The organism is Clostridium aminobutyricum (genome assembly GCF_017255415.1).
Classification (GTDB): Bacteria; Bacillota; Clostridia; order Peptostreptococcales; family Anaerovoracaceae; genus Aminipila; species Aminipila aminobutyrica.
In genome coordinates this window covers 27,086-47,539 of the sequence record NZ_JAFJZZ010000004.1, presented here as the reverse complement: position 1 = coordinate 47,539, position 20,454 = coordinate 27,086, and the positions used below count along the sequence as shown (strand labels likewise).

The 20,454-nt window shown below is 40.3% G+C and carries 34 protein-coding genes and 1 pseudogene; 34 read left to right on the top strand and 1 reads right to left on the bottom strand.

What is annotated here, in order from left to right:
• The first annotated feature begins 8 nt into the window (after nucleotides 1–8).
• The 34 genes and pseudogenes from rplD to trmB all read left to right on the top strand — a co-directional run bounded on the left by rplD (nucleotide 9) and on the right by trmB (nucleotide 19,734).
• Nucleotides 9–632, top strand: coding sequence for a 50S ribosomal protein L4 (rplD, locus tag JYB65_RS10030; RefSeq protein WP_206582539.1), 624 nt, complete (start codon nucleotides 9–11; stop codon nucleotides 630–632).
• Nucleotides 632–922 carry a 50S ribosomal protein L23 gene (gene rplW, locus JYB65_RS10025; protein WP_206582538.1) on the top strand — a complete coding sequence of 97 codons (291 nt, stop codon included), beginning with the start codon at nucleotides 632–634 and terminating at the stop codon, nucleotides 920–922. Before rplD ends, rplW begins: the two co-directional genes overlap by 1 nt.
• Nucleotides 923–937: 15 nt before the next feature.
• The gene (gene rplB / locus JYB65_RS10020; protein ID WP_206582537.1) at nucleotides 938–1,771 is read left to right on the top strand and encodes a 50S ribosomal protein L2; all 834 of its coding nucleotides are present in this window, start codon (nucleotides 938–940) and stop codon (nucleotides 1,769–1,771) included.
• A 15-nt stretch (nucleotides 1,772–1,786) separates the two neighbouring features.
• Nucleotides 1,787–2,065 carry a 30S ribosomal protein S19 gene (gene rpsS / locus JYB65_RS10015; RefSeq protein ID WP_206582536.1) on the top strand — a complete coding sequence of 93 codons (279 nt, stop codon included), beginning with the start codon at nucleotides 1,787–1,789 and terminating at the stop codon, nucleotides 2,063–2,065.
• 21 nt (nucleotides 2,066–2,086) lie between these two features.
• Nucleotides 2,087–2,422 (top strand): 50S ribosomal protein L22, encoded by a 336-nt coding sequence (rplV, locus tag JYB65_RS10010; protein ID WP_206582535.1) that lies wholly within the window; start codon nucleotides 2,087–2,089, stop codon nucleotides 2,420–2,422.
• Between the two features lie 17 nt (nucleotides 2,423–2,439).
• A pseudogene (gene rpsC / locus JYB65_RS10005) lies at nucleotides 2,440–3,087 on the top strand (30S ribosomal protein S3); the annotation flags it as partial.
• 332 nt (nucleotides 3,088–3,419) lie between these two features.
• Nucleotides 3,420–3,854 (top strand): 50S ribosomal protein L16, encoded by a 435-nt coding sequence (gene rplP, locus JYB65_RS10000; protein WP_206582533.1) that lies wholly within the window; start codon nucleotides 3,420–3,422, stop codon nucleotides 3,852–3,854.
• A complete protein-coding gene (gene rpmC, locus JYB65_RS09995) occupies nucleotides 3,854–4,057 on the top strand; it encodes a 50S ribosomal protein L29 (protein ID WP_206582532.1) in 204 nt (67 codons plus the stop codon). The genes rplP and rpmC overlap by 1 nt, the downstream gene beginning before the upstream one ends.
• A gap of 18 nt (nucleotides 4,058–4,075) precedes the next feature.
• Nucleotides 4,076–4,336, top strand: a complete 261-nt coding sequence (rpsQ, locus tag JYB65_RS09990) for a 30S ribosomal protein S17 (RefSeq protein WP_206582531.1) — start codon at nucleotides 4,076–4,078, stop codon at nucleotides 4,334–4,336.
• Nucleotides 4,337–4,351: 15 nt separating this feature from the next.
• A complete protein-coding gene (rplN, locus tag JYB65_RS09985) occupies nucleotides 4,352–4,720 on the top strand; it encodes a 50S ribosomal protein L14 (RefSeq protein WP_206582530.1) in 369 nt (122 codons plus the stop codon).
• Nucleotides 4,721–4,733: 13 nt separating this feature from the next.
• Nucleotides 4,734–5,039 (top strand): 50S ribosomal protein L24, encoded by a 306-nt coding sequence (gene rplX, locus JYB65_RS09980; RefSeq protein ID WP_206582529.1) that lies wholly within the window; start codon nucleotides 4,734–4,736, stop codon nucleotides 5,037–5,039.
• 17 nt (nucleotides 5,040–5,056) lie between these two features.
• Nucleotides 5,057–5,599 carry a 50S ribosomal protein L5 gene (gene rplE / locus JYB65_RS09975; RefSeq protein ID WP_206582528.1) on the top strand — a complete coding sequence of 181 codons (543 nt, stop codon included), beginning with the start codon at nucleotides 5,057–5,059 and terminating at the stop codon, nucleotides 5,597–5,599.
• 9 nt (nucleotides 5,600–5,608) lie between these two features.
• Entirely contained in the window at nucleotides 5,609–5,794 is a 186-nt protein-coding gene (locus JYB65_RS09970; protein ID WP_206582527.1) for a type Z 30S ribosomal protein S14, read from the top strand.
• A gap of 89 nt (nucleotides 5,795–5,883) precedes the next feature.
• The gene (gene rpsH, locus JYB65_RS09965; RefSeq protein ID WP_206582526.1) at nucleotides 5,884–6,282 is read left to right on the top strand and encodes a 30S ribosomal protein S8; all 399 of its coding nucleotides are present in this window, start codon (nucleotides 5,884–5,886) and stop codon (nucleotides 6,280–6,282) included.
• A gap of 12 nt (nucleotides 6,283–6,294) precedes the next feature.
• Nucleotides 6,295–6,837, top strand: a complete 543-nt coding sequence (gene rplF / locus JYB65_RS09960; protein WP_206582525.1) for a 50S ribosomal protein L6 — start codon at nucleotides 6,295–6,297, stop codon at nucleotides 6,835–6,837.
• 16 nt (nucleotides 6,838–6,853) lie between these two features.
• Complete coding sequence (rplR, locus tag JYB65_RS09955; RefSeq protein WP_206582524.1) at nucleotides 6,854–7,213, top strand: 50S ribosomal protein L18; 360 nt, start codon at nucleotides 6,854–6,856, stop codon at nucleotides 7,211–7,213.
• 15 nt (nucleotides 7,214–7,228) lie between these two features.
• The gene (gene rpsE, locus JYB65_RS09950; protein ID WP_206582523.1) at nucleotides 7,229–7,735 is read left to right on the top strand and encodes a 30S ribosomal protein S5; all 507 of its coding nucleotides are present in this window, start codon (nucleotides 7,229–7,231) and stop codon (nucleotides 7,733–7,735) included.
• 13 nt (nucleotides 7,736–7,748) lie between these two features.
• Complete coding sequence (gene rpmD, locus JYB65_RS09945; protein WP_206582522.1) at nucleotides 7,749–7,931, top strand: 50S ribosomal protein L30; 183 nt, start codon at nucleotides 7,749–7,751, stop codon at nucleotides 7,929–7,931.
• Between the two features lie 19 nt (nucleotides 7,932–7,950).
• Nucleotides 7,951–8,391 carry a 50S ribosomal protein L15 gene (rplO, locus tag JYB65_RS09940; protein ID WP_206582521.1) on the top strand — a complete coding sequence of 147 codons (441 nt, stop codon included), beginning with the start codon at nucleotides 7,951–7,953 and terminating at the stop codon, nucleotides 8,389–8,391.
• 1 nt (nucleotide 8,392) lies between these two features.
• Entirely contained in the window at nucleotides 8,393–9,673 is a 1,281-nt protein-coding gene (secY, locus tag JYB65_RS09935) for a preprotein translocase subunit SecY (protein WP_425331125.1), read from the top strand.
• Nucleotides 9,674–9,697: 24 nt separating this feature from the next.
• Nucleotides 9,698–10,342 (top strand): adenylate kinase, encoded by a 645-nt coding sequence (locus JYB65_RS09930; RefSeq protein ID WP_206582520.1) that lies wholly within the window; start codon nucleotides 9,698–9,700, stop codon nucleotides 10,340–10,342.
• A gap of 4 nt (nucleotides 10,343–10,346) precedes the next feature.
• Entirely contained in the window at nucleotides 10,347–11,093 is a 747-nt protein-coding gene (map, locus tag JYB65_RS09925; protein ID WP_206582519.1) for a type I methionyl aminopeptidase, read from the top strand.
• Nucleotides 11,094–11,113: 20 nt separating this feature from the next.
• Nucleotides 11,114–11,332, top strand: coding sequence for a translation initiation factor IF-1 (gene infA / locus JYB65_RS09920; RefSeq protein WP_206582518.1), 219 nt, complete (start codon nucleotides 11,114–11,116; stop codon nucleotides 11,330–11,332).
• Between the two features lie 125 nt (nucleotides 11,333–11,457).
• Nucleotides 11,458–11,571, top strand: a complete 114-nt coding sequence (gene rpmJ / locus JYB65_RS09915) for a 50S ribosomal protein L36 (protein WP_206582517.1) — start codon at nucleotides 11,458–11,460, stop codon at nucleotides 11,569–11,571.
• 158 nt (nucleotides 11,572–11,729) lie between these two features.
• Nucleotides 11,730–12,101, top strand: a complete 372-nt coding sequence (rpsM, locus tag JYB65_RS09910; protein WP_206582516.1) for a 30S ribosomal protein S13 — start codon at nucleotides 11,730–11,732, stop codon at nucleotides 12,099–12,101.
• A gap of 11 nt (nucleotides 12,102–12,112) precedes the next feature.
• Nucleotides 12,113–12,514: a 30S ribosomal protein S11 gene (gene rpsK / locus JYB65_RS09905; RefSeq protein ID WP_206582709.1), complete on the top strand. Its 402-nt coding sequence runs from the start codon at nucleotides 12,113–12,115 to the stop codon at nucleotides 12,512–12,514.
• A gap of 22 nt (nucleotides 12,515–12,536) precedes the next feature.
• Entirely contained in the window at nucleotides 12,537–13,157 is a 621-nt protein-coding gene (gene rpsD / locus JYB65_RS09900; RefSeq protein WP_206582515.1) for a 30S ribosomal protein S4, read from the top strand.
• Nucleotides 13,158–13,203: 46 nt separating this feature from the next.
• On the top strand, nucleotides 13,204–14,151 hold the full coding sequence (locus JYB65_RS09895; protein WP_206582514.1) for a DNA-directed RNA polymerase subunit alpha: 948 nt from the start codon (nucleotides 13,204–13,206) through the stop codon (nucleotides 14,149–14,151).
• A gap of 147 nt (nucleotides 14,152–14,298) precedes the next feature.
• Entirely contained in the window at nucleotides 14,299–14,640 is a 342-nt protein-coding gene (rplQ, locus tag JYB65_RS09890) for a 50S ribosomal protein L17 (protein WP_206582513.1), read from the top strand.
• A 531-nt stretch (nucleotides 14,641–15,171) separates the two neighbouring features.
• Nucleotides 15,172–16,011, top strand: coding sequence for an energy-coupling factor transporter ATPase (locus JYB65_RS09885; RefSeq protein ID WP_206582512.1), 840 nt, complete (start codon nucleotides 15,172–15,174; stop codon nucleotides 16,009–16,011).
• Nucleotides 15,996–16,844 (top strand): energy-coupling factor transporter ATPase, encoded by an 849-nt coding sequence (locus JYB65_RS09880; RefSeq protein ID WP_206582511.1) that lies wholly within the window; start codon nucleotides 15,996–15,998, stop codon nucleotides 16,842–16,844. The genes JYB65_RS09885 and JYB65_RS09880 overlap by 16 nt, the downstream gene beginning before the upstream one ends.
• Before the next feature lie 130 nt (nucleotides 16,845–16,974).
• A complete protein-coding gene (locus JYB65_RS09875) occupies nucleotides 16,975–17,787 on the top strand; it encodes an energy-coupling factor transporter transmembrane component T family protein (protein WP_206582510.1) in 813 nt (270 codons plus the stop codon).
• Between the two features lie 51 nt (nucleotides 17,788–17,838).
• Nucleotides 17,839–19,032, top strand: coding sequence for a L,D-transpeptidase family protein (locus JYB65_RS15125; protein ID WP_206582509.1), 1,194 nt, complete (start codon nucleotides 17,839–17,841; stop codon nucleotides 19,030–19,032).
• A 63-nt stretch (nucleotides 19,033–19,095) separates the two neighbouring features.
• The gene (gene trmB / locus JYB65_RS09865; protein ID WP_206582508.1) at nucleotides 19,096–19,734 is read left to right on the top strand and encodes a tRNA (guanosine(46)-N7)-methyltransferase TrmB; all 639 of its coding nucleotides are present in this window, start codon (nucleotides 19,096–19,098) and stop codon (nucleotides 19,732–19,734) included.
• Between the two features lie 46 nt (nucleotides 19,735–19,780).
• Here trmB and JYB65_RS09860 read toward each other — a convergent pair whose 3' ends face one another.
• The gene (locus JYB65_RS09860) at nucleotides 19,781–20,449 is read right to left on the bottom strand and encodes a M23 family metallopeptidase (RefSeq protein WP_206582507.1); all 669 of its coding nucleotides are present in this window, start codon (nucleotides 20,447–20,449) and stop codon (nucleotides 19,781–19,783) included.
• Nucleotides 20,450–20,454: the final 5 nt, after the last annotated feature.

Genomic DNA, 20,454 nt, shown 5'->3' with positions numbered 1-20,454 from the left:
AGTAGAAAATGGCAAAAGTAACTATGCTAAACATGGCAGGAGCAGAAGTTGGCAGCATTGATTTAAATGATGCGATCTTTGGTATCGAACCAAATCAGAACGCTGTTCATGCGGTAGTAAAAAATTATCTGGCTAACCAAAGACAAGGTACACAGTCAGCTAAAAATAGAGGCGAAGTTAGAGGCGGCGGCAGAAAGCCTTTCAGACAGAAGGGTACCGGTCGTCACAGACAGGGTAGTACAACAGACCCATCACAGATTGGCGGTGGTGTAGTATTCGCACCAAAGCCGAGAGATTACAGATATACAGTTCCTAAGAAGCTAAGAAGACTTGCAATGAAGTCCGCTCTTTCCTCAAAGGTTGCTGAAAAGGAAATCATCGTATTAGATGCTTTAACTTTCGAAGCTCCTAAGACAAAGGAAATGATTAAGGTATTAGGAAATGTAAATGCTGCTAAGAAAGCATTGATCGTTATGGCTGATAAGGATGAAAACGTAATCCGTTCAGCTGCTAATATTCCAGGAGTAAGAACTGCATTGGTAGGTACAATGAACGTATATGAAATTATTAATTACACTACTTTCATTGTAACAAAGGATGCGGTAAACAAAATTGAGGAGGTGTATTCATAATGAGAACAGCTTACGACGTAATTATTAAGCCGGTTATCTCCGAAACAAGTATGGATAACGCACAGGAAAAGAAATACACTTTCAAAGTTGCTACAGATGCGAACAAGACAGAAGTTAAGTTGGCTATCGAAGAAATCTTTGGTGTAGAAGTAGAAAAAGTAAACATTATGAATGTTCAAGGTAAAGTAAAAAGAATGGGAAAAAACATTGGTAGAACTGCGGCTTCAAAGAAGGCGATTGTTACTCTGACTGATAAGAGTAAGGAAATCGAATTCTTCCAAGGTCTATAAGGAGGGACGAAAAATATGGGAATTAAAAAGTATAATCCGACCACTCCTGGATTAAGAGGAATGACGGTTTCAACATTTGAAGAAATTACAACGAGCACCCCTGAGAAGTCTCTTACAGTAACTCTTAAGAAGCATTCCGGAAGAAATGTAAGAGGTAAGATTACAGTAAGACACAGAGGCGGCGGAGTTAGACCGAAATACAGAATCATCGATTTTAAGAGAAATAAAGACGGTGTTCCAGGAAAAGTTGCTACAATCGAATACGATCCAAACAGAACGGCAAACATTGCGTTGATCGTTTATGCAGATGGAGAAAAGAGATATATCCTTGCTCCTAATAAGCTTACTGTTGGGGATGTAATCGTATCCGGAACAGATGCCGATATCAAGATTGGAAATACACTTCCAATTGCAAATATTCCGGTTGGTACCATTATTCACAACGTTGAATTAAAGCCTGGCAAGGGCGGACAGTTAGTTCGTTCCGCAGGGAACGGTGCTCAGCTAATGGCTAAGGAAGATCCGTATGCACAGGTAAGACTTCCTTCCGGCGAAGTTAGAAAGGTGAGAATGGAATGCAGAGCTACAATCGGCGAAGTAGGAAATGCTGACCACGCTAACATCCAAATCGGTAAAGCAGGAAGAAAGAGACACATGGGATGGAGACCTACCGTAAGAGGTTCCGTAATGAACCCTAACGATCACCCACACGGCGGTGGTGAAGGTAAGGCTGGTATCGGTCGAGTTAGTCCGGTTACTCCATGGGGTAAGCCTGCACTTGGATATAAAACAAGAAAGAAGAATAAAGCTTCTAATCAGTATATCGTAAAGAGAAGAAATGAAAAATAGGAAGGAGCATAGATAATGGGTAGATCACTTAAAAAGGGCCCTTTCGTCAACGCTAAGCTTTTAAAGGCTATCATGGCAATGAATGAAGCTAACGAAAAGAAAGTATTAAAAACTTGGTCAAGACCATCTACAATATTCCCACAGATGGTGGGGCATACAATTGCAGTGCATGACGGCAAGAAGCACGTTCCTGTATATATCACGGAAGATATGGTAGGACACAGACTTGGAGAATTTGCTCCTACAAGAACCTACAGAGGTCATGTTGCTGACAAGACAACAAAGAAAAAATAAGTAAAGGAGATGTGAAGAAAAATGGAAGCAAAAGCAATTGCAAAATACGTAAGAATGTCTCCTATAAAGCTAAAGCCGATTACTGATTTAGTAAGAGGAAAAGATTTAAGCGAGGCACTTACCATTTTAAAATTTACACCTGGTAAGGGTGCTGAAATTGTTGAAAAGGTTGTAAAATCAGCTGCAGCAAATGCTGAAAATAACTTTGACATGAATCCGGATAATCTATATGTTGCTGAGGTATATGCTCATCAAGGACCAACTATGAAGAGATGGAGAGCGGGAGCACAAGGTAGAGCATCAGTAATTCTTAAGAGAAGCAGCCATATTGGTGTTACTCTTAAGGAAAGAAACTAAGATAGGAGGTTCATTGAATGGGTCAGAAAGTAAGTCCACATGGTTTAAGAGTGGGCATTATAAAAGACTGGGATTCCAAATGGTATGCAGGTAAGAATAATTTTTCAAATTATCTGATTGAAGACCAAAAGGTTAGAGAATACACAAAGAAGAAGTTATACGTTGCAGGCGTTTCAAAGGTATTAATTGAAAGAGCTGCAAACAATAAGATTAAGGTTATCGTATTAACTGGTAAGCCAGGTATGGTAATCGGAAGAGCCGGTGATGGCATTGACGTTCTTAAGAAGGACATCGCCAAGATAACCGGTAAGGAAGTTGAAATCAGCATCATTGAAATCAAGAAGGTAGAAATGGATGCTCAGCTTTCTGCTGAAAGCATTGCACAGGCGCTTGAAAAGAGAATTTCCTTCAGAAGAGCAATGAAGCAGGCAATCGGAAGAACGATGAAATCCGGTGCGAAGGGTATTAAGGTTTTAGTATCCGGAAGACTTGGTGGAGCTGAAATTGCCAGAAACGAAAAGTACAGTGAGGGTAATGTTCCCCTTCATACTTTAAGAGCTGATATCGACTATGGTTTTGCTGAAGCTGACACGACTTACGGTAAGATTGGTGTAAAGGTTTGGATTAACCACGGCGAAATTCTTGATAAGGGTCTTAAGAGTGCTATTCCTGAGGATAAGAACGAAGGAAGAGGCAGAAGAGATAACAGAGACAATAGAGACAGACCTAGAAGAGACAATAGAGACAACCGAGACGGTGACAGAAGACCTAGAAGAGACAGTAGGGACGCTAAGCCAGAACTTCCAAAGGCAATCAATCCAAGAGCAAGAAAGACTCCAAAAGTTGAAGCTGCTCCTGCAGTAGAGCCACAGGCGGAAGTTGTTGTAGGAGAAAAAGTAGAAGCGACTGAATAGATTGAGGAGCCGGGTACAGAAAAGTCTCCTATATAATAGTAGGCAAAATTGTACCACGGCATAGAGAAAGGAGGAAGACAGCGATGTTAATGCCAAAGCGCGTTAAACGCAGAAGAGTCCACAGAGGAAGAATGAAGGGCGTAGCCACAAAGGGTAATACAATTACTTACGGAGCGTACGGCCTAATTTCACAGGAGTGTGGTTGGATTACCTCAAATCAGATAGAGGCTGCCAGAATAGCCATGACAAGATCTATCAAGAGAGGTGGTAAAGTATATATTAAGATTTTCCCACACAAGCCGGTTACAAAGAAGCCAGCTGAAGTACGTATGGGTTCCGGTAAAGGTGCTCCTGAGTACTGGGTAGCAGTAATCAAGCCAGGTAGAGTAATGTTTGAAATTGAAGGTGTTACAGAAGCACAGGCAAGAGAAGCGATGAGACTTGCTATGCATAAGCTACCTGTAAAGTGTAAGTTTGCCATCAAAGGTCAAGAAATAGCAGAGGGTGGTGAAGCGTAATGGAATTAAAGAAAATGAGAGAAATGACAGACGTTGAATTAAATGCTGAATTGAAGAAAGTGAAAAATGAATTATTCAACTTAAGATTCCAGCATGTAACTGGTCAGTTAGAGAACCCTATTAAGTTAAGGGACGCAAAAAAGCAAATTGCTAAAGTTAAAACCATTATCAGAGAAAAAGAACTTCAGAAGGTTCAGGGTTAATAGAAAGGAGGATGTAATATGACAGTTGAAAGAAATAGCAGAAAGACTAAGGTCGGCATCGTGGTAAGCGACAAGATGGATAAAACTATCACTGTTGCGATGGAAGACTTCGTAAGACATTCCCTTTATGGTAAATCCGTAAAGAGAACCAAGAAGGTCAAGGCTCACGATGAAAATAACGAATGCAATATCGGAGATAAAGTAAGAATCATGGAAACAAGACCTCTATCCAAGGATAAGAGATGGAGACTTGTGAACATTGTTGAGAAAGTGAAGTAAAGGGGGCACCAGATTATGATTCAGACAGAAACTAGATTAAAAGTTGCTGACAATTCAGGTGCGAAGGAGCTTTTATGTATCCGTATTCTTGGAGGCACAAGCCGAAAGACTGCGAATATTGGAGATATAATCGTTTGCGCTGTTAAAGAAGCAACCCCAGGCGGCGTTGTCAAGAAGGGCGACGTTGTAAGAGCTGTAATCGTTAGAACAGCAACTGGCGCTAGAAGAAATGACGGGAGCTATGTAAAGTTCGATCAGAATGCAGCAGTAATTATAAAAGAAGATAAGAATCCAGTTGGAACTCGTATCTTTGGACCAGTTGCTAGAGAACTTAGAGATAAGAGCTTTATGAAGATCGTGTCATTGGCACCAGAAGTGTTATAGGAGGTGTTGACGCATGCATATTAAAAAAGGCGACACAGTGCTAGTAATCACTGGTAAAGATAAAGGTAAACATGGTAAAGTTTTAAAAGCTATGCCAAAGCAGGATAGAGTTATTGTAGAAGGAATTAACATGCAGACAAAGCATCAGAAGCAAACAAGAACTGCTAAGTCTGAAATTAAGCATCAGGAAGGATCCATTCATATTTCTAACGTGATGTACTACGATACTAAAACAAAGACTCCAACAAGAATTGGATACAAAATTGAGAATGGCAAGAAGGTTAGAGTATCCAAGAAAACCGGAGCGGTAATTGATTAAGAAAGGAGGAGACGATTTTGACAGCCAGATTAAAAGAAACTTACAAGAATGAAGTGTTTAAAGGGATGATGGATAAACATCAGTATAAGAACGTTATGGAAGTTCCTGTACTGGAGAAAATTACAATTAACATGGGCCTTGGTGAAGCGAAAGAAAATGCCAAGATTATGGAAACTGCTGTTGAAGAATTAGCTGTTATCAGCGGACAGCGCCCAGTAATCACGAAGTCCAAAAAGTCTATTGCTAACTTCAAGGTTAGACAAGGAATGCCTGTTGGAGCAAAAGTTACTCTAAGAGGAGACAAAATGTATGAATTTGCTGACAAGTTCTTCAACATCTCTCTTCCAAGAGTTCGAGACTTTAAGGGCGTAAGCAAGAACTCATTTGACGGTAGAGGAAACTACTCAATGGGTATCAAAGAACAGGTAATCTTCCCTGAAATCAGCTTTGATAAGGTTGATAAGATTAAGGGTATGAACATTGTATTCACTACAACGGCTAAGACAGACGAAGAAGCTGCTACTTTATTGCAGTTGCTTGGCATGCCGTTTGAGAAATAGGAGGGAACCATGGCAAAGACATCTCTCAAAGTAAAACAGGCTAGAAAACCTAAGTTTTCAACTCGTGCATATACAAGATGCAAGATTTGTGGAAGACCACATTCAGTGTTAAGAAAATATGGAATTTGCCGTATCTGTTTTAGAGAACTTGCTTATAAGGGAGAAATCCCAGGCGTTAGAAAAGCAAGCTGGTAAACTATGCGAAAGATTGCCAAGGAGTTTCGCTTGGTGCCGATAGAGGGCACCGGATGGGAGCCACCGGCAAAGAAAGGAGAAAAACTGTAATGACAATGACAGATCCAATAGCAGATATGCTAACAAGAATCAGAAATGCCAATACTGTAGGACATGCAACAGTTGAAATTCCTGCATCAAAGATGAAGAAATCCATCGCAGGTATTCTAACTGAAGAAGGATATATTAAAGGCTATGACGTTATTGAAGACGACAAGCAGGGCATCATCAAAATTCAGATGAAATATGGTGCTGAGAAAGAAAGAGTTATTAGCGGAATAAAGAAAATTTCAAAGCCAGGTTTAAAGGTTTATGCAAAGGCTGACGACGTACCAAGAGTATTAGGAGGTCTAGGGATCGCGATTATTTCTACTTCAAATGGAATTATCAGCGATAAAGAAGCCAGAAAGCTAGGAATCGGCGGCGAAGTAATTTGTTATGTTTGGTAGGAGGAACGTATTATGTCAAGAATAGGTAAATTACCTGTTAACCTTCCTGCCGGCGTAGAGGTTAAGGTTGACAGTAATAACAATGTTACTGTAAAGGGACCAAACGGTGAACTTACAGAACAGGTAAGCAAGCTAGTGAAGGTTGAAATTGCAGACGGAGTTCTTACAGTATCCAGAGATGGTGATGACAAGAATTCCAGATCCCAGCACGGATTGGCAAGAACACTGATTAACAATATGGTAATTGGAGTAACTACAGGCTATGCAAAGAAGCTTCAGCTTGTAGGTGTAGGTTACAAGGCTGAAAAAAGAGGCAAACTACTTGTAATGAACCTTGGTTATTCTCATCCGGTTGAAATGGAAGACCCTGCAGGAATCACTACAGAGGTGACAACACCTACTGAGATTATTATAAAGGGTGCAGATAAAGCAGTTGTTGGAAACTATACTGCTAACATCAGAAAGTGGAGAAAGCCTGAGCCATATAAGGCAAAGGGTATTCGTTATGAAGGCGAAGTTATCCGTCGTAAAGAAGGAAAGACTGGTAAGAAGTAAGAAAGGAGTGAGTTAAATGGCAAAAGAAAGTAAAAATGATAGACGAGTAGCTAGACATGAAAGAGTTAGAAAAAGCTTACATGGAACTCCTGAAAGACCAAGACTTTGCGTTTACAGAAGCCTTAAGAATATCTCTGTTCAGGTGATTGACGATGTGAATGGCGTAACGCTTGCAGCCGCATCATCCCTTGATAAAGATTTAAAGGCTGCTTACGGTGGAAACAAGGAAGCTGCTAAGTTAGTAGGAGAAGCTATCGCGAAGAGAGCTTTGGCAAAAGGAATCGAGACTGTTTGCTTTGACAGAGGTGGATTCTTGTATCACGGAAGAGTACAGGAATTAGCTGAAGCTGCACGTGAAGCAGGATTGAAATTCTAACGGGAGGAAATAGGAATGCGACAAAATATTATTGATGCATCCAAGCTTGACTTAAAGGAAACTATCCTTAACATCAGACGTGTTGCGAAGACTGTTAAGGGCGGTAGAAATATGAGATTCAGCGTATCCGTCGTAATCGGAAACGGCGAAGGCTACGTTGGTGTAGGTCTTGGAAAGGCTCAGGAAATTCCTGAAGCTGTAAGAAAAGCTATCGAAGATGCAAAGAAAAATTTAATATATGTTCCAACAGTAGGAACAACAATTCCACATAGAACTCTTGGTATATTCGGAGCAGGTCAGGTTCTTCTAATGCCTGCTGCACAGGGTACCGGAGTAATCGCAGGTTCATCCGTACGTACTGTACTGGAAGCTGCTGGAGTAAAAGATGTAAGAGCTAAGTCTATTGGCTCAAATAATACAGTAAATATGGCTTATGCTACACTGGAAGGTCTTAACGGCTTAAAGACTGTTGAACAAATCAGCAGATTAAGAGGAAAGACCAGAGAAGAAATCTTAGGATAGGAGGAAAGCACAAATGGCTGATATGATTAAAGTAACTTTAACAAAGAGCACAATTGGCGCTCTCCCAAAACACAAGAAGATTGTTGAAGCGTTAGGTCTAAAGAAGATGCATAGTTCAAATGAACTGCCTGATACAGCGCAGACACGTGGAGCTATCAAAAAAGTAGAGCATCTTGTAACTGTAGAAGAACTGTAGGATTGGAGGTGCGGGATATATGAAACTGCATGAATTAAGAGCGGCTGAAGGTTCAACAAAGAACCGTAAGAGAAGAGGTCGTGGTACAGCTACCGGACAGGGTAAAACCGGTGGTAGAGGTATGAACGGTCAAAACTCTAGAAGCGGCGGCGGCGTACGACTTGGCTTTGAAGGCGGTCAGATGCCATTATACAGAAGAATTCCAAAAAGAGGTTTTACTAATATTTGGAGAACAGAATATACTATTTTGAATGTGGATGATCTAAATAGATTTGAAGCTGGTACTGTTGTTACCCCTGACGTTCTTGCACAGGCGGGACTTGTTAAGCAGGTGAAAGACGGAATTAAGATCCTTGGAGAGGGAACTCTTGAAAAAGGAGTGACCGTTCAGGCTCACAAATTTAGCAAAACTGCAGTAGAAAAGATTGAGGCTGCCGGAGGAAAGGCAGAGGTGATCTAAGATGAATATGATTAAAACAATAGCTCAAGCTTGGAAGATCGCAGACATTAGAAAGAAAATGATTTTTACATTCCTAATGCTTGTTGTTTTCAGGATTGGCTCAAATATTCCGGTTCCTGGTATGAACAGAGACGTACTTGCGGATGTGTTCAAGGACGGAACGGGGCTGTTTGCTTTGTTTGATTTATTCTCAGGGGGGGCTTTCAGCAACTTTACCATATTTGCTTTGAGTATTACTCCTTATGTCACTGCTTCGATTATTTTGCAATTGCTTACGATTGCGATTCCTTCCCTGGAACGTTTAGCGAAAGAAGGGACGGAAGGAAAGAAAAAAATTGCGCAATATACTCGATATTTGACGGTGGTACTTGCGTTTATACAGGCCATTGGTTTGGCTGTAGGTCTGTTCCGGCAGGCATTAATAAGCACTGATTTCTTTTCAATTGCTGTTATTGTCTTAACCTTATCAGCCGGTACGGCATTTTTGATGTGGTTAGGTGAACAGATTAATGAAAATGGTATCGGAAACGGTATTTCTTTAATCATCTTCGCAGGTATTGTAGCGAGAGTACCAAGTGCGCTTCATACAAACTGGGCGAAGTTTACTGCCGGAGAAATAAGTGTGATTACTGTAATCATATTCTTATTCTTTGCGATCATTGTTGTTGTTGGAATCATTGAAATTCAGCAAGGTCAGAGAAGAATCCCGGTTCAGTATGCAAAGAGGGTAGTAGGACGAAAAATGTATGGCGGTCAGTCCACACACATTCCGCTAAAAGTAAATCAGGCCGGCGTTATTCCGGTAATTTTCTCCCTCTCCCTGCTACAATTTCCATTAACCTTAACCTACTTTTGGCCTAATTCAGGGTTCTCTGAGTTTGTGACAAAGTGGTTCTCCGGTTCAGGAAATCCGGGGGTATGGGTGCATGCGGCATTTAACATCTTGCTGATTATGTTCTTCACATACTTCTATACAGCGGTTACTTTTAACCCGTCAGAAGTGGCAAATAACATGAAAGCAAATGGTGGATTTATCCCTGGAATCAGACCGGGAAAGCCGACTGTTGAATATTTAAATAAAGTATTGACAAGAATCACATTTGTAGGAGCCGTTTTCCTAGCGGTCATTGCTACATTGCCTACTATAGTGAGCAGTTTCTCTGCCTTAGACTTAAAGTTCGGTGGAACATCGCTTCTGATTGCTGTCGGCGTTGGCCTTGACACTATGAAGCAGCTCGAGAACCAGATGGTAATGAGAAATTATCAAGGCTTCTTAAAGTAGACTTGCCAATTGGAGGAGACAAAAATGAATCTAGTTTTATTAGGCCCTCCGGGTGCCGGAAAAGGCACACAGGCGACCAGAATAATACAAAAGTATGGTATACCACATATATCTACTGGCGATATTTTTAGAAAAAATATAAAGGAAGGAACAGCCCTTGGGAAAAAGGCTCAAGAGTATATGAACAAGGGCGAGCTTGTTCCTGATGATTTAGTAATAGAGATAGCGACAACCAGATTACTTGAAGATGATTGTAAAGAAGGGTTCCTTCTGGACGGCTTCCCAAGAACTGTTTACCAAGCTGAAAAATTAGATGAATTCTTAGCGCAGCATGAACGTAAGATTGATAAGGTTTTAGACATTGCTGTGGAAAAGGAAGAACTGATGATCCGTTTGATAGGCAGAAGAGTTTGCAGAAATTGCGGAGCTACTTTTCATGTAGTGAACATGCCTCCTGCAAAAGAGGGTGTTTGTGATGTATGCGGTGGCGAACTTTATCAGAGAAGTGACGACACGGAGGCGACTGTAGCAAATCGTATTGAAGTATATAACTCACAGACGATGCCGCTTGTTGATTATTACGCTGAAAAAGGAAATATTGCTCACATTGATGGAGCAGCCGGCCTTGATAACGTATTTACTGCTATCGTAAACGTTTTAGGAGAATAGCAATATGATCATCATCAAATCTGAACAAGAGATAAACATAATGCGAGAGTCAGGTAAGGTTACAGGACTTATCTTGAGGGAGTTGGAAAATTTTATAAAACCCGGCATATCCACCATGGATGTGAATGAGTTTGTAGAACAAACCATCCTCAAGCATCATATGATCCCAACCTTTAAAGGCTACTGCGGTTATCCCGCTGCCGCTTGTGTATCGGTAAATGAAGAAGTGGTTCATGGAATCCCTTCAAAAAAAAGAATACTCAAGGAAGGCGATATTGTCAGTGTGGACGTAGGCTGTACCCATAAGGGATATGTAAGCGATGCTGCCAGGACATACGCTGTAGGCGAGATAAGTGACGAAGCTGCAAGATTGATACGAGTTACAAGAGAGAGTTTTTTCGAAGGTTTAAAATTCTGTAAAGTCGGATATAGACTATCGGACATTTCCCATGCCATTCAAACGAAGGCGGAAGGGGAAGGGTTCTCGGTAATAAGAGATTTTGTAGGCCATGGTGTAGGAAAGCAAATGCATGAAGAACCGCAGATTCCGAACTATGGGAAGCCAGGTAGAGGACCTAGATTAGCGAAGGGAATGGTGTTAGCCATTGAACCGATGATTAATCAGGGCGACTACGAAGTTGAAGTTCAACTGGACAATTGGACAGTTGTGACTCTTGATGGGATGTTGTCTGCGCATTATGAGAATACTGTTGTTATCACTGATGGTGAGCCAGAGTTGCTTACCTTATAAAGGAAGGTGTAAAGGAAGTTATGGCGAAAAAAGACGTCATTGAAGTATTTGGTACCGTTGTAGACGCTCAGCCAAACGCAATGTTTGTAGTAAAGCTGGAAAATGGATACGAAGTGCTTGCACACATTTCAGGAAAAATCAGAATGAATTTCATAAGAATTTTACCGGGAGACAGAGTAAAGGTGGAATTATCACCGTATGATTTGACTCGTGGAAGAATTACTTGGAGAGATAAATAAAGTTAGTTGCGTAGGAGATTTTTATAATAGGAATCTAAGCTTCAAAGGGAATAGAGTACCTGTAAGTATAAATAGCGAATTAGATTAGGTTATTATAGAATTTCTACAAGCAAGGAGGTTTAAAGATGAAAGTTAGAGCATCAGTAAAGCCTATCTGTGAAAAGTGCAAGATAATCAAGAGAAACGGTAAAGTGATGATTATCTGTGAAAATCCAAAGCACAAGCAGAAACAAGGTTGATATGATATTTTCATGTAAGAGGGGAGCGGCTGAGTCCTTTATCAATCAGGGGACTGCCCTAACGCGTGATTAAAAACAATTACTTTAGTTGAAAAATGTAATACCCCGTTTATATTACGCTTTTATTGCGTGACGGAAGATGGGAGAAGGAGGAATTTATGGCTCGTATAGCCGGAGTAGACTTACCTAGAGAAAAAAGAGTAGAAATCGGCCTTACTTATATTTATGGTATTGGCAGACCAACTGCATTAGCTATTCTAGAAGCAACTGGAATCAATCCTGATACAAGAGTTAAAGATTTAACTGAGGATGAGGCTAGTAAAATCAGAAAAGCTATTGAACAGGAATATGTAGTAGAAGGTGACTTAAGAAGAGAAGTTTCGCTTAACATCAAGAGACTGATGGAAATCGGATGTTACAGAGGAATTAGACATAGAAGAGGTCTTCCTGTAAGAGGTCAGAAAACTAAGACAAACGCTAGAACTAGAAAAGGTCCGAAGAAGACTGTAGGTAGAAAGAAGAAGAAGTAAGGAGGTAGGAAATAATGGCTAAGACTGTAAAAAAGACAGTAAGAAAAAAGAGAAGAGAACGTAAGAACATTGAAAAAGGCCAGGCTCATATCCAATCCACCTTTAACAATACTCTTGTGACTCTTACAGATTTGAGCGGGAACGCGTTATCCTGGTCTAGTGCAGGAGCTCTTGGATTTAAAGGCTCCAGAAAGTCCACTCCATTTGCAGCTCAGATGGCTGCAGAAGAAGCAGCAAAGGCTGCTATGGAACATGGCTTAAAGACGGTTGAAGTGTACGTAAAGGGACCTGGTTCCGGACGTGAAGCTGCAATCCGAGCATTACAGGCGGCAGGTTTAGAAATCAATATGATTAAGGATATTACACCAATTCCTCATAATGGTTGCAGACCACCAAAGAGAAGAAGAGTTTAATTGAAGGGAGGAGTAATTTAAGATGGCAAGATATACAGGTGCTAACTGCAGATTATGCAGAAGAGAAGGTCAAAAGCTTTTCTTAAAGGGCGAGAGATGTTATAGCTCCAAGTGCGCTATAGAAAAGAGAAATTACGCTCCTGGACAGCATGGTCAGAGCAGAAAGAAAATCTCTGAGTATGGTTTACAGTTAAGAGAAAAGCAGAAGGCTAAGAGATTCTACGGTATGTTAGAAACTCAGTTTAGAAATTTATTTGATAAAGCAGCAAAGAGAAAGGGAATGACCGGTGAAAACCTTTTAATTATGCTTGAAACCAGACTTGATAATGTAGTATTCAGAATGGGATTCGCATCATCAAGAAAAGAAGCGAGACAGCTTGTTACACACAGTCACTTTACTTTAAATGGTAAGAAGGTAGATATACCTTCCTTAGAAGTAAAGGTTGGAGATGTAATCAAAGTGAAGGAAAAGAGCCAAAACTCACCTAAGTTCAAGGAAATCAAGGACATGGCAATAAGCGTACCAGCATGGATCACAGTTGACGTAGAAAAGCTTGAAGGTAAGGTAGTTGCTGTTCCAAGAAGAGAGGATATTGATACTCCGATTGCTGAGCATCTTATCGTCGAATTGTATTCCAAGTAATATTGCTTAGTCAAATTACTTTGGGAAGAAGAAGGAGGGTTTTTGAGTGATAGAAATCGAAAAGCCAACAATAGAGTGTATCTACTCAGATGAAGATGCGAATTATGGTAAGTTTGTAGTTGAGCCTCTTGAAAGAGGATACGGAACTACACTGGGAAACAGCTTAAGAAGAATTCTTCTTAGCTCGCTTCCTGGAGCTGCTGTGACTTCTATTAAAATTGATGGAATTCTTCATGAATTTTCAACTATTCCAGGAGTAAAAGAAGATGTTACAGAAATAATCTTGAATCTTAAGAAACTGGCTGTTAAGTTAAGCGGTGAGAATACCAAGAGAGTGATTATTAATGCTGTAGGTCCGAAGGTAGTAACTGCTGCAGATATTATCGGCGATATGGAAATGGAAATCTTCAATCCCGATTTGCATATAGCAACACTTGAAGAAAATGCAACACTGGTTATGGAAATAAACTTAGCAAAAGGCAGAGGCTATGTTCCTGCTGAACAAAACAAGAATGAAAACACACCAATCGCAGTGATTCCTGTGGATTCGATTTACACACCAGTTAGAAAAGTGAACTTTACAGTTGAGAACACAAGAGTTGGTCAGGTAACAGACTATGATCGATTGATCCTAGAAATCTGGACGGACGGATCCATTCAGCCGGATGAAGGTGTATCCATCGGAGCAAAGATTATGCAGGAGCATTTGAACCTGTTTATCGAGCTTAATGATGCAGCGGATGACATGGAAATCATGGTTGAAAAGGAAGAAGACCAGAAGGAAAAAGCTCTTGAAATGACCATTGAAGAACTTGAGCTTTCAGTTCGTTCATTCAACTGCTTAAAGAGAGCTGCGATAAATACTGTTGAGGAGCTTACTCATCGTTCGGAAGAAGATATGATGAAGGTTAGAAACCTAGGTAAGAAATCCTTAGATGAAGTAAGGCACAAACTTGAAGAGTTAGGTCTTGGTTTAAGACCAAGCGACGATTAAGCAATAATTGATGGCGAAGAATTTTTTGACTAATGCGAGGAAAACAGATTGCGAGGAGCGGATCATATAAATGATAGGTTAGCACCGGCACAAGCTGGATGACAAAGCAGTGGGCAAAAAAGACAAGTCAGGAAGGGAGGAATAGCAATGCCAGGATATAGGAAATTAGGCAGACCTACTGCTCATAGAAAAGCAATGTTGAGAAACATCGTAACGGATCTTTTCAGAGAAGGACGTATTTCGACAACTGACCATAGAGCAAAGGAAGCTAGAAGAGAAGCTGAAAAGTTAATCACACTTGCAAAGCGAGGTGATCTTCATGCTAGAAGACAGGTTCTTGCATATGTTTACGATGAAGATGTGGTGACAAAGTTATTTGAAGAAATAGCTCCAAAGTACACTACAAGAAACGGTGGGTACACAAGAATCTTAAAATTAGGACCAAGACAAGGAGACTGCGCAGAAGTAGTATTCTTAGAGCTTGTATAACTAATAATAATGAGGCTCGCAGTAACTGCGAGCCTTTTTTTCAAATTCGCGAAAGCGAATTTAGTGAAAAAACGGACAGCGTAGCGAACGAAGAGAGCGTAGGAGCCAAAGGCGTTGCCTTTTTTTCAAATTCACGAAGTGAATTTAGTGAAAAAACGGACAGCAGGGAGCGAAGCGAGTCGGAGAGCACGAAGTGCACGTTGCCTTTTTTTCAAATTCACAAGATGGATTATAAGAGTGCATTTTGATAGATAATGCATCAGGATTGGTTTTCGGAATGAATCTTTTAGTAAATTTCTTTCACTGCTTTCAGATAGAAAAGCCAACTCGCTGAAAGCATTGCTCACGAAATTTGAAAAATAAACATTTCTCAAAATATCCATCTGCATTTCCTATCAAAATGCATTCCATATACTTCAATGAGCTTTAGAATGATGCGCATCCGAAACCGAGAGCGTATCTGTTGTATTTCTAAAAATCCACTGTAAATAGTAATATTTTATAAACAAAGAGTAGGAAACAAAGGCAAAAATGAATGAGATCATTAAGATAGAAAATTTGAGATTCAGCTATATCAGAGAAGCTGATCAAATAGAAGTGGAAGCAATTAAAGATATTACCCTTGAAGTATCAAGGGGTAGTTTTGTTGCAATCATCGGCAAAAATGGTTCGGGGAAATCCACTTTAGCAAAAAACTTAAATGCATTATTGTTGCCTACCAGTGGGATAGTCTATGTAAACGGTTACGATACCAAAGATTATGAGCATATATGGGATATTCGTCAGTCTGCAGGTATGGTATTTCAAAACCCGGACAACCAGTTAGTATCTTCCATTGTAGAGGATGATGTTGCTTTTGGGCCGGAAAATTTAGGGATTGATCCGGCTGAAATCAGAAAACGCGTAGATGATGCATTGCAGGCGGTCAATATGTACGAACATCGGAAAAAAGCACCCCACTCCTTATCCGGTGGACAGAAGCAGCGTATTGCCATTGCAGGCGTTGTAGCGATGATGCCGGACTGCATCATATTCGATGAACCGACGGCCATGCTGGATCCTCAAGGCAGGAGCGAAGTCATGGCAATCATAAACAAGTTGAATAATCAAGGAATTACAGTAGTATTGATTACGCATTTCATGGAGGAAGCGGCAGACGCGGATCGAGTGATCATTATGGATCAAGGTGAAATGATATTGGACGGTACTCCTGTAGAAATCTTTTCAAATATAGAGAAAATAAGAGAATTAGAGCTCGATGTTCCTGTGGCTGTGGATTTGGCAGACAGGCTTCGAAAAGAAGGGATTCCTATCCCGGAGCATATTATTAAAACAGAGGAAATGGTGGATTATTTATGTCAATTCAAGTAAGAAACCTAACACATATATACAGCGAAGGCATGCCCTTCGAATCCGTAGCACTTGATAACGTCTCCTTTGAAATCAATGACGGTGAATTTGTGGGCATTATCGGGCATACCGGATCGGGGAAATCTACATTAGTACAGCATTTTAACGGACTGCTCAAACCCAAATCGGGCAGCATCCTTATCGGTGATGTGGATATCACCAAACCCGGCGTGCCGTTGAGAGAAATTCGCAAACGAATCGGCTTGGTATTTCAATACCCGGAATACCAGCTTTTTGAGGAATCCGTAAAGAAAGATGTAGCTTTTGGACCGGAGAATTTAGGATTAGACCCGGCAGAAATAGAAAGTCGTGTTCGAGAAGCGATCGAACTGGTAGGACTGAATTATGATGAAATAGCCGAACGGTCTCCATTTGAATTGTCAGGCGGGCAAAAGCGACGAGTTGCTATTGCAGGTGTAATAGCTATGAAACCAGAAATCTTAGTGCTTGATGAGCCTACAGCAGGGTTAGATCCCAAAGCACATAAGGATTTATTGGATGTCATTCAACGAATCCATCAGGAGCAGGGCATTATCTTAATTTTAGTTTCTCATAATATGAGAGATATCGCCCGATTATCGGATAAGGTTCTGGTGATGGAGGGCGGTAAGCTTGTTATGTGCGGTACGCCAAGAGAGATATTCGGACAGCGTGATAAGCTGGTAAGAATGGGACTCAGTGTGCCTCCTGTTGCGGAATTGATGCATCGGCTTGCCGATAAAGGGCTTCCATTAGAGGCCAATGTTCTTACTATGGACGAAGCGGTAGCAGAACTACTGAAGCATTTAAAATAGACAATGAGTGGCGAACGGAAAAATTCCGACCGGCTCAAGCCGGCGAATTTCCGTATAGCACTTACCAGACAATTGCGAAGCAATTGTCTGGTAAGTGCGTAAGGCACGTTTTTCGTGTAAAGGAAAAATTATGATCAGAGATATTACGTTAGGGCAATATTACCCAAATGAATCACCGATTCACAAACTGGATCCAAGGGTTAAAATTGTCGGTACATTTCTATATATTATTGCACTTTTTGTAGTAACAGATTTTATTGGGTTTGTATTGTCTTCACTGGCCTTAGCAATTGTAATCGCTATATCAAAAGTGCCTTTTCGTTTTATTGCAAAAGGATTAAAACCAGTATTTCTAATTATTGCGTTTACCTTTTTGATTAACATGTTTATGACGGACGGACAAACCTTATATCAACTGGGTTTCTTGAGGTTAACCAAAGAAGGCTTATACAATGCATGCTTTATGGGATCACGGCTTATTTTGCTTATTTTCGGTTCTTCCGTGCTTACGTTAACCACAAAGCCAATCAGCTTAACAGATGGGATGGAGTACCTATTAAACCCGCTGAAAAAATTCGGGGTACCCGCTCATGAATTGGCGATGATGATGACCATTGCCCTGCGATTTATTCCAACGCTGCTTGAAGAGACGGATAAAATCATGAAAGCGCAAATGGCAAGAGGAGCAGATTTTGAAAGCGGAAATATCATGAAAAGAGCGAAGGGGTTAATTCCGTTGCTTGTACCGCTATTTATCAGTGCGTTTCGTATCGCACAGGATTTAGCTATGGCGATGGAGGCTAGGTGTTACAGGGGCGGTGAGCACAGAACGAGGCTCCATGAAATGAAGTTGAAGGGCAGAGATACGACAGCAATTGTAATACTTATCATGTTTTTAGCATTAATAATTTTTGAATCACATATATTATGGAGAATAGTATAATAAATCTTTTACTGCTATCAAACTTTAAAATGTCAGGAGTCGAGGTGTTGAGTGAAGCATATTAAATTGATACTCATAACATTGAGTCTAATTGTGATTCTATTATTTATATTGATTATAGGCCCTACTTCACAGGCTAAGATTTTAGAAAGCTCAGAATCGGTGACTGTTGAATCGGAGGAATCGAACAGCTTAACGGAGTTATCCGAAGGACAGGCTTCTGAAATCAGTCAAACACAGAAGAAAGATTCAGATGAATTAGCGGAGAAGCCGCAAGACAAGTCTGCTGAAAAAGAACAAGGAACCAATCCGTATAGATTTAATTTAAAGTATGACAAATATTTGGTTGAAGAGCCGTATACGTATACGATAAACGGAGAGGAAAGGCATTTCCAATTTGACGAAATGCTTAAACATATCAAAATAGCAGATGAAGCTGCCACGCAGCATCGTTTAACGTACATTGATAATTATAAAAATCGAAACGGATATTCTCCTTATTATAAAAATGGAACTGTTGACAGCCTAGGCAACAGCAGGAGTGCGAGCGCCCCTGCCTATCCGAACTTACAGGACTTGAATGAGTTTGTGTATCTACCGGATGGTACGTTGGTCAATGTGTTGGAAGAGGACAGCGATTACACCTTGATTTCTCCGGTAGGAACGGATCTGGAGTATTCTGTTCCAAGACAATATGTTCGAACGGATGACTGCTTAACTTCCCTGGAAAAAGCAATCGTTGTAGATCGAACGAACCAAAATATCGCAACTTTTGAAAAAGGCAGAGAATACACCTCAGGCGGAGACAAGGACAATTCGGACTTATTATGGAAGGCAGAGGGAAACGGTATTAAGGCAGGATGGAATGACGTCTGGTCTATTACTTCTTATAGCATGGCCACTACAGGCAAGGTCGGGCAATATCATCAGCCCACTCCTTTAGGCTACTATTATGCGATTGAGAGGAGAGAACGTTTTTATTATCTGCAAGACGGCACAAATACGATAGAGGGGTATGCACCGTATGCGGTACGTTTTACCGCGGGTGCTTACATTCACGGAATCTCCACTGCTTATAAATATTCATCCACCGGACAGAGGCTTGATCCGGGTATAAAGGAATTTTCCAGCACCATCGGTACAATTCCTTTATCGCACAAATGTGTCAGAAACTACACCTCTCACGCCAAGTTTGTCTACAATTGGTATGAACACGGTAAAACTATCGTGATCGTTATCGAGTAGAGGAAAACTTATAGTAAAGGATCAAACCATTGGTTTTCATTAAGTAATAGATTGGACAATAGAATGAGACAAAGAAAAGTAAAGAATGTAGAAAAACGGTTAGAAGAGTACGCTGCCTACAGCGTGAAAGATGGCAAAGCCATGAAAGGAAAATGGAACACAGTTTTTGAAAATGAAAAAGAGTTGTATCTGGAACTTGGATGCGGAAAGGGACAATTCTTATTGAAACAAGCTGAACATAATCCGAATGCTAATTTTATAGGGATAGAGGCGCAAGAAACTATTATTCTAAGGGCCCTTGAAAAAGCAGACAAATCTAATATCGGTAATATACGATTTGTGCAAGCTTTTATGCAAGACGTCACGGAATTTTTTGAAGAAGAAGAACTATCGGGCTTATTTTTAAATTTCAGCGATCCATGGCCGAAAGAGAGACATGCAAAAAGAAGACTTACGCATACAAAATTTTTAAAAGGATATGAAAAAATCTTGAAGCCAGATGCTTTTATAGAATTTAAAACAGATAATGATCAGCTATTTGAATTTACACTAGAGGAAATTCAACAAAATGAATATAAAATTGTTTTTTGCAGTAAAGACCTCCATCAATCTGACTTGGCGGCAAAATATATTACTACGGAATATGAGGATAAATTTAAAACAATAGGAAAAAATATAAATTACGTACGATTTAAAGTATAAAAAAAGACCCTGAGTGTAGTGATCTATACTCAGGGTTTATCAACTATTATAGGGGCAGATAATCTGCAGGGTTCACCAATTGTCCGTCTTTCTTCATTTCAAAATGAAGATGTGGGCCATCTAAAGCTTCAAACAGACTTGTATCACCAACCCCGCTGATGATATCACCTTTTTTCACGACATCCCCTTGTTCTACCATACTGTCGATAGAAAGATTTGAATATGTTGTAATAAAGCCATTTCCATGATTAATTTCTATTGTTGTTCCGAGCGCATCGTCCTTATATACATTTACGATGGTTCCATTTGCTACAGCTTTTACTTGCGTATCAAGCGGAGCACTTATGTCAATACCATTGTGAACCATATATTGGTCGAGGGTTTTTGAATAAATCGGTACATCTGTGGAATATTTTACACTAACGGTGCCATCTACAGGGAGTGCCCATGACGACGCGGCACTTTTCTCACTACTATTATTTTCTCCCTGCTTACTGCTTGGATTATCCATACTGTCAACTGTTGGGACCGGCTTTGTAACGCTTTGTTCTTCTGGTTTACTGTTTTGAGCTATCATACCGTCATTGGATAAATTTATTTTATCGATGCTTGATTTTACAGTAAAAACAGAAGCCAAGGCAACAACACTGAAACATAACACAAGAGCAATAGCTACTCTATCTTTTGAACTTTTTCCTATTCTATTCTGACGCATTTCTT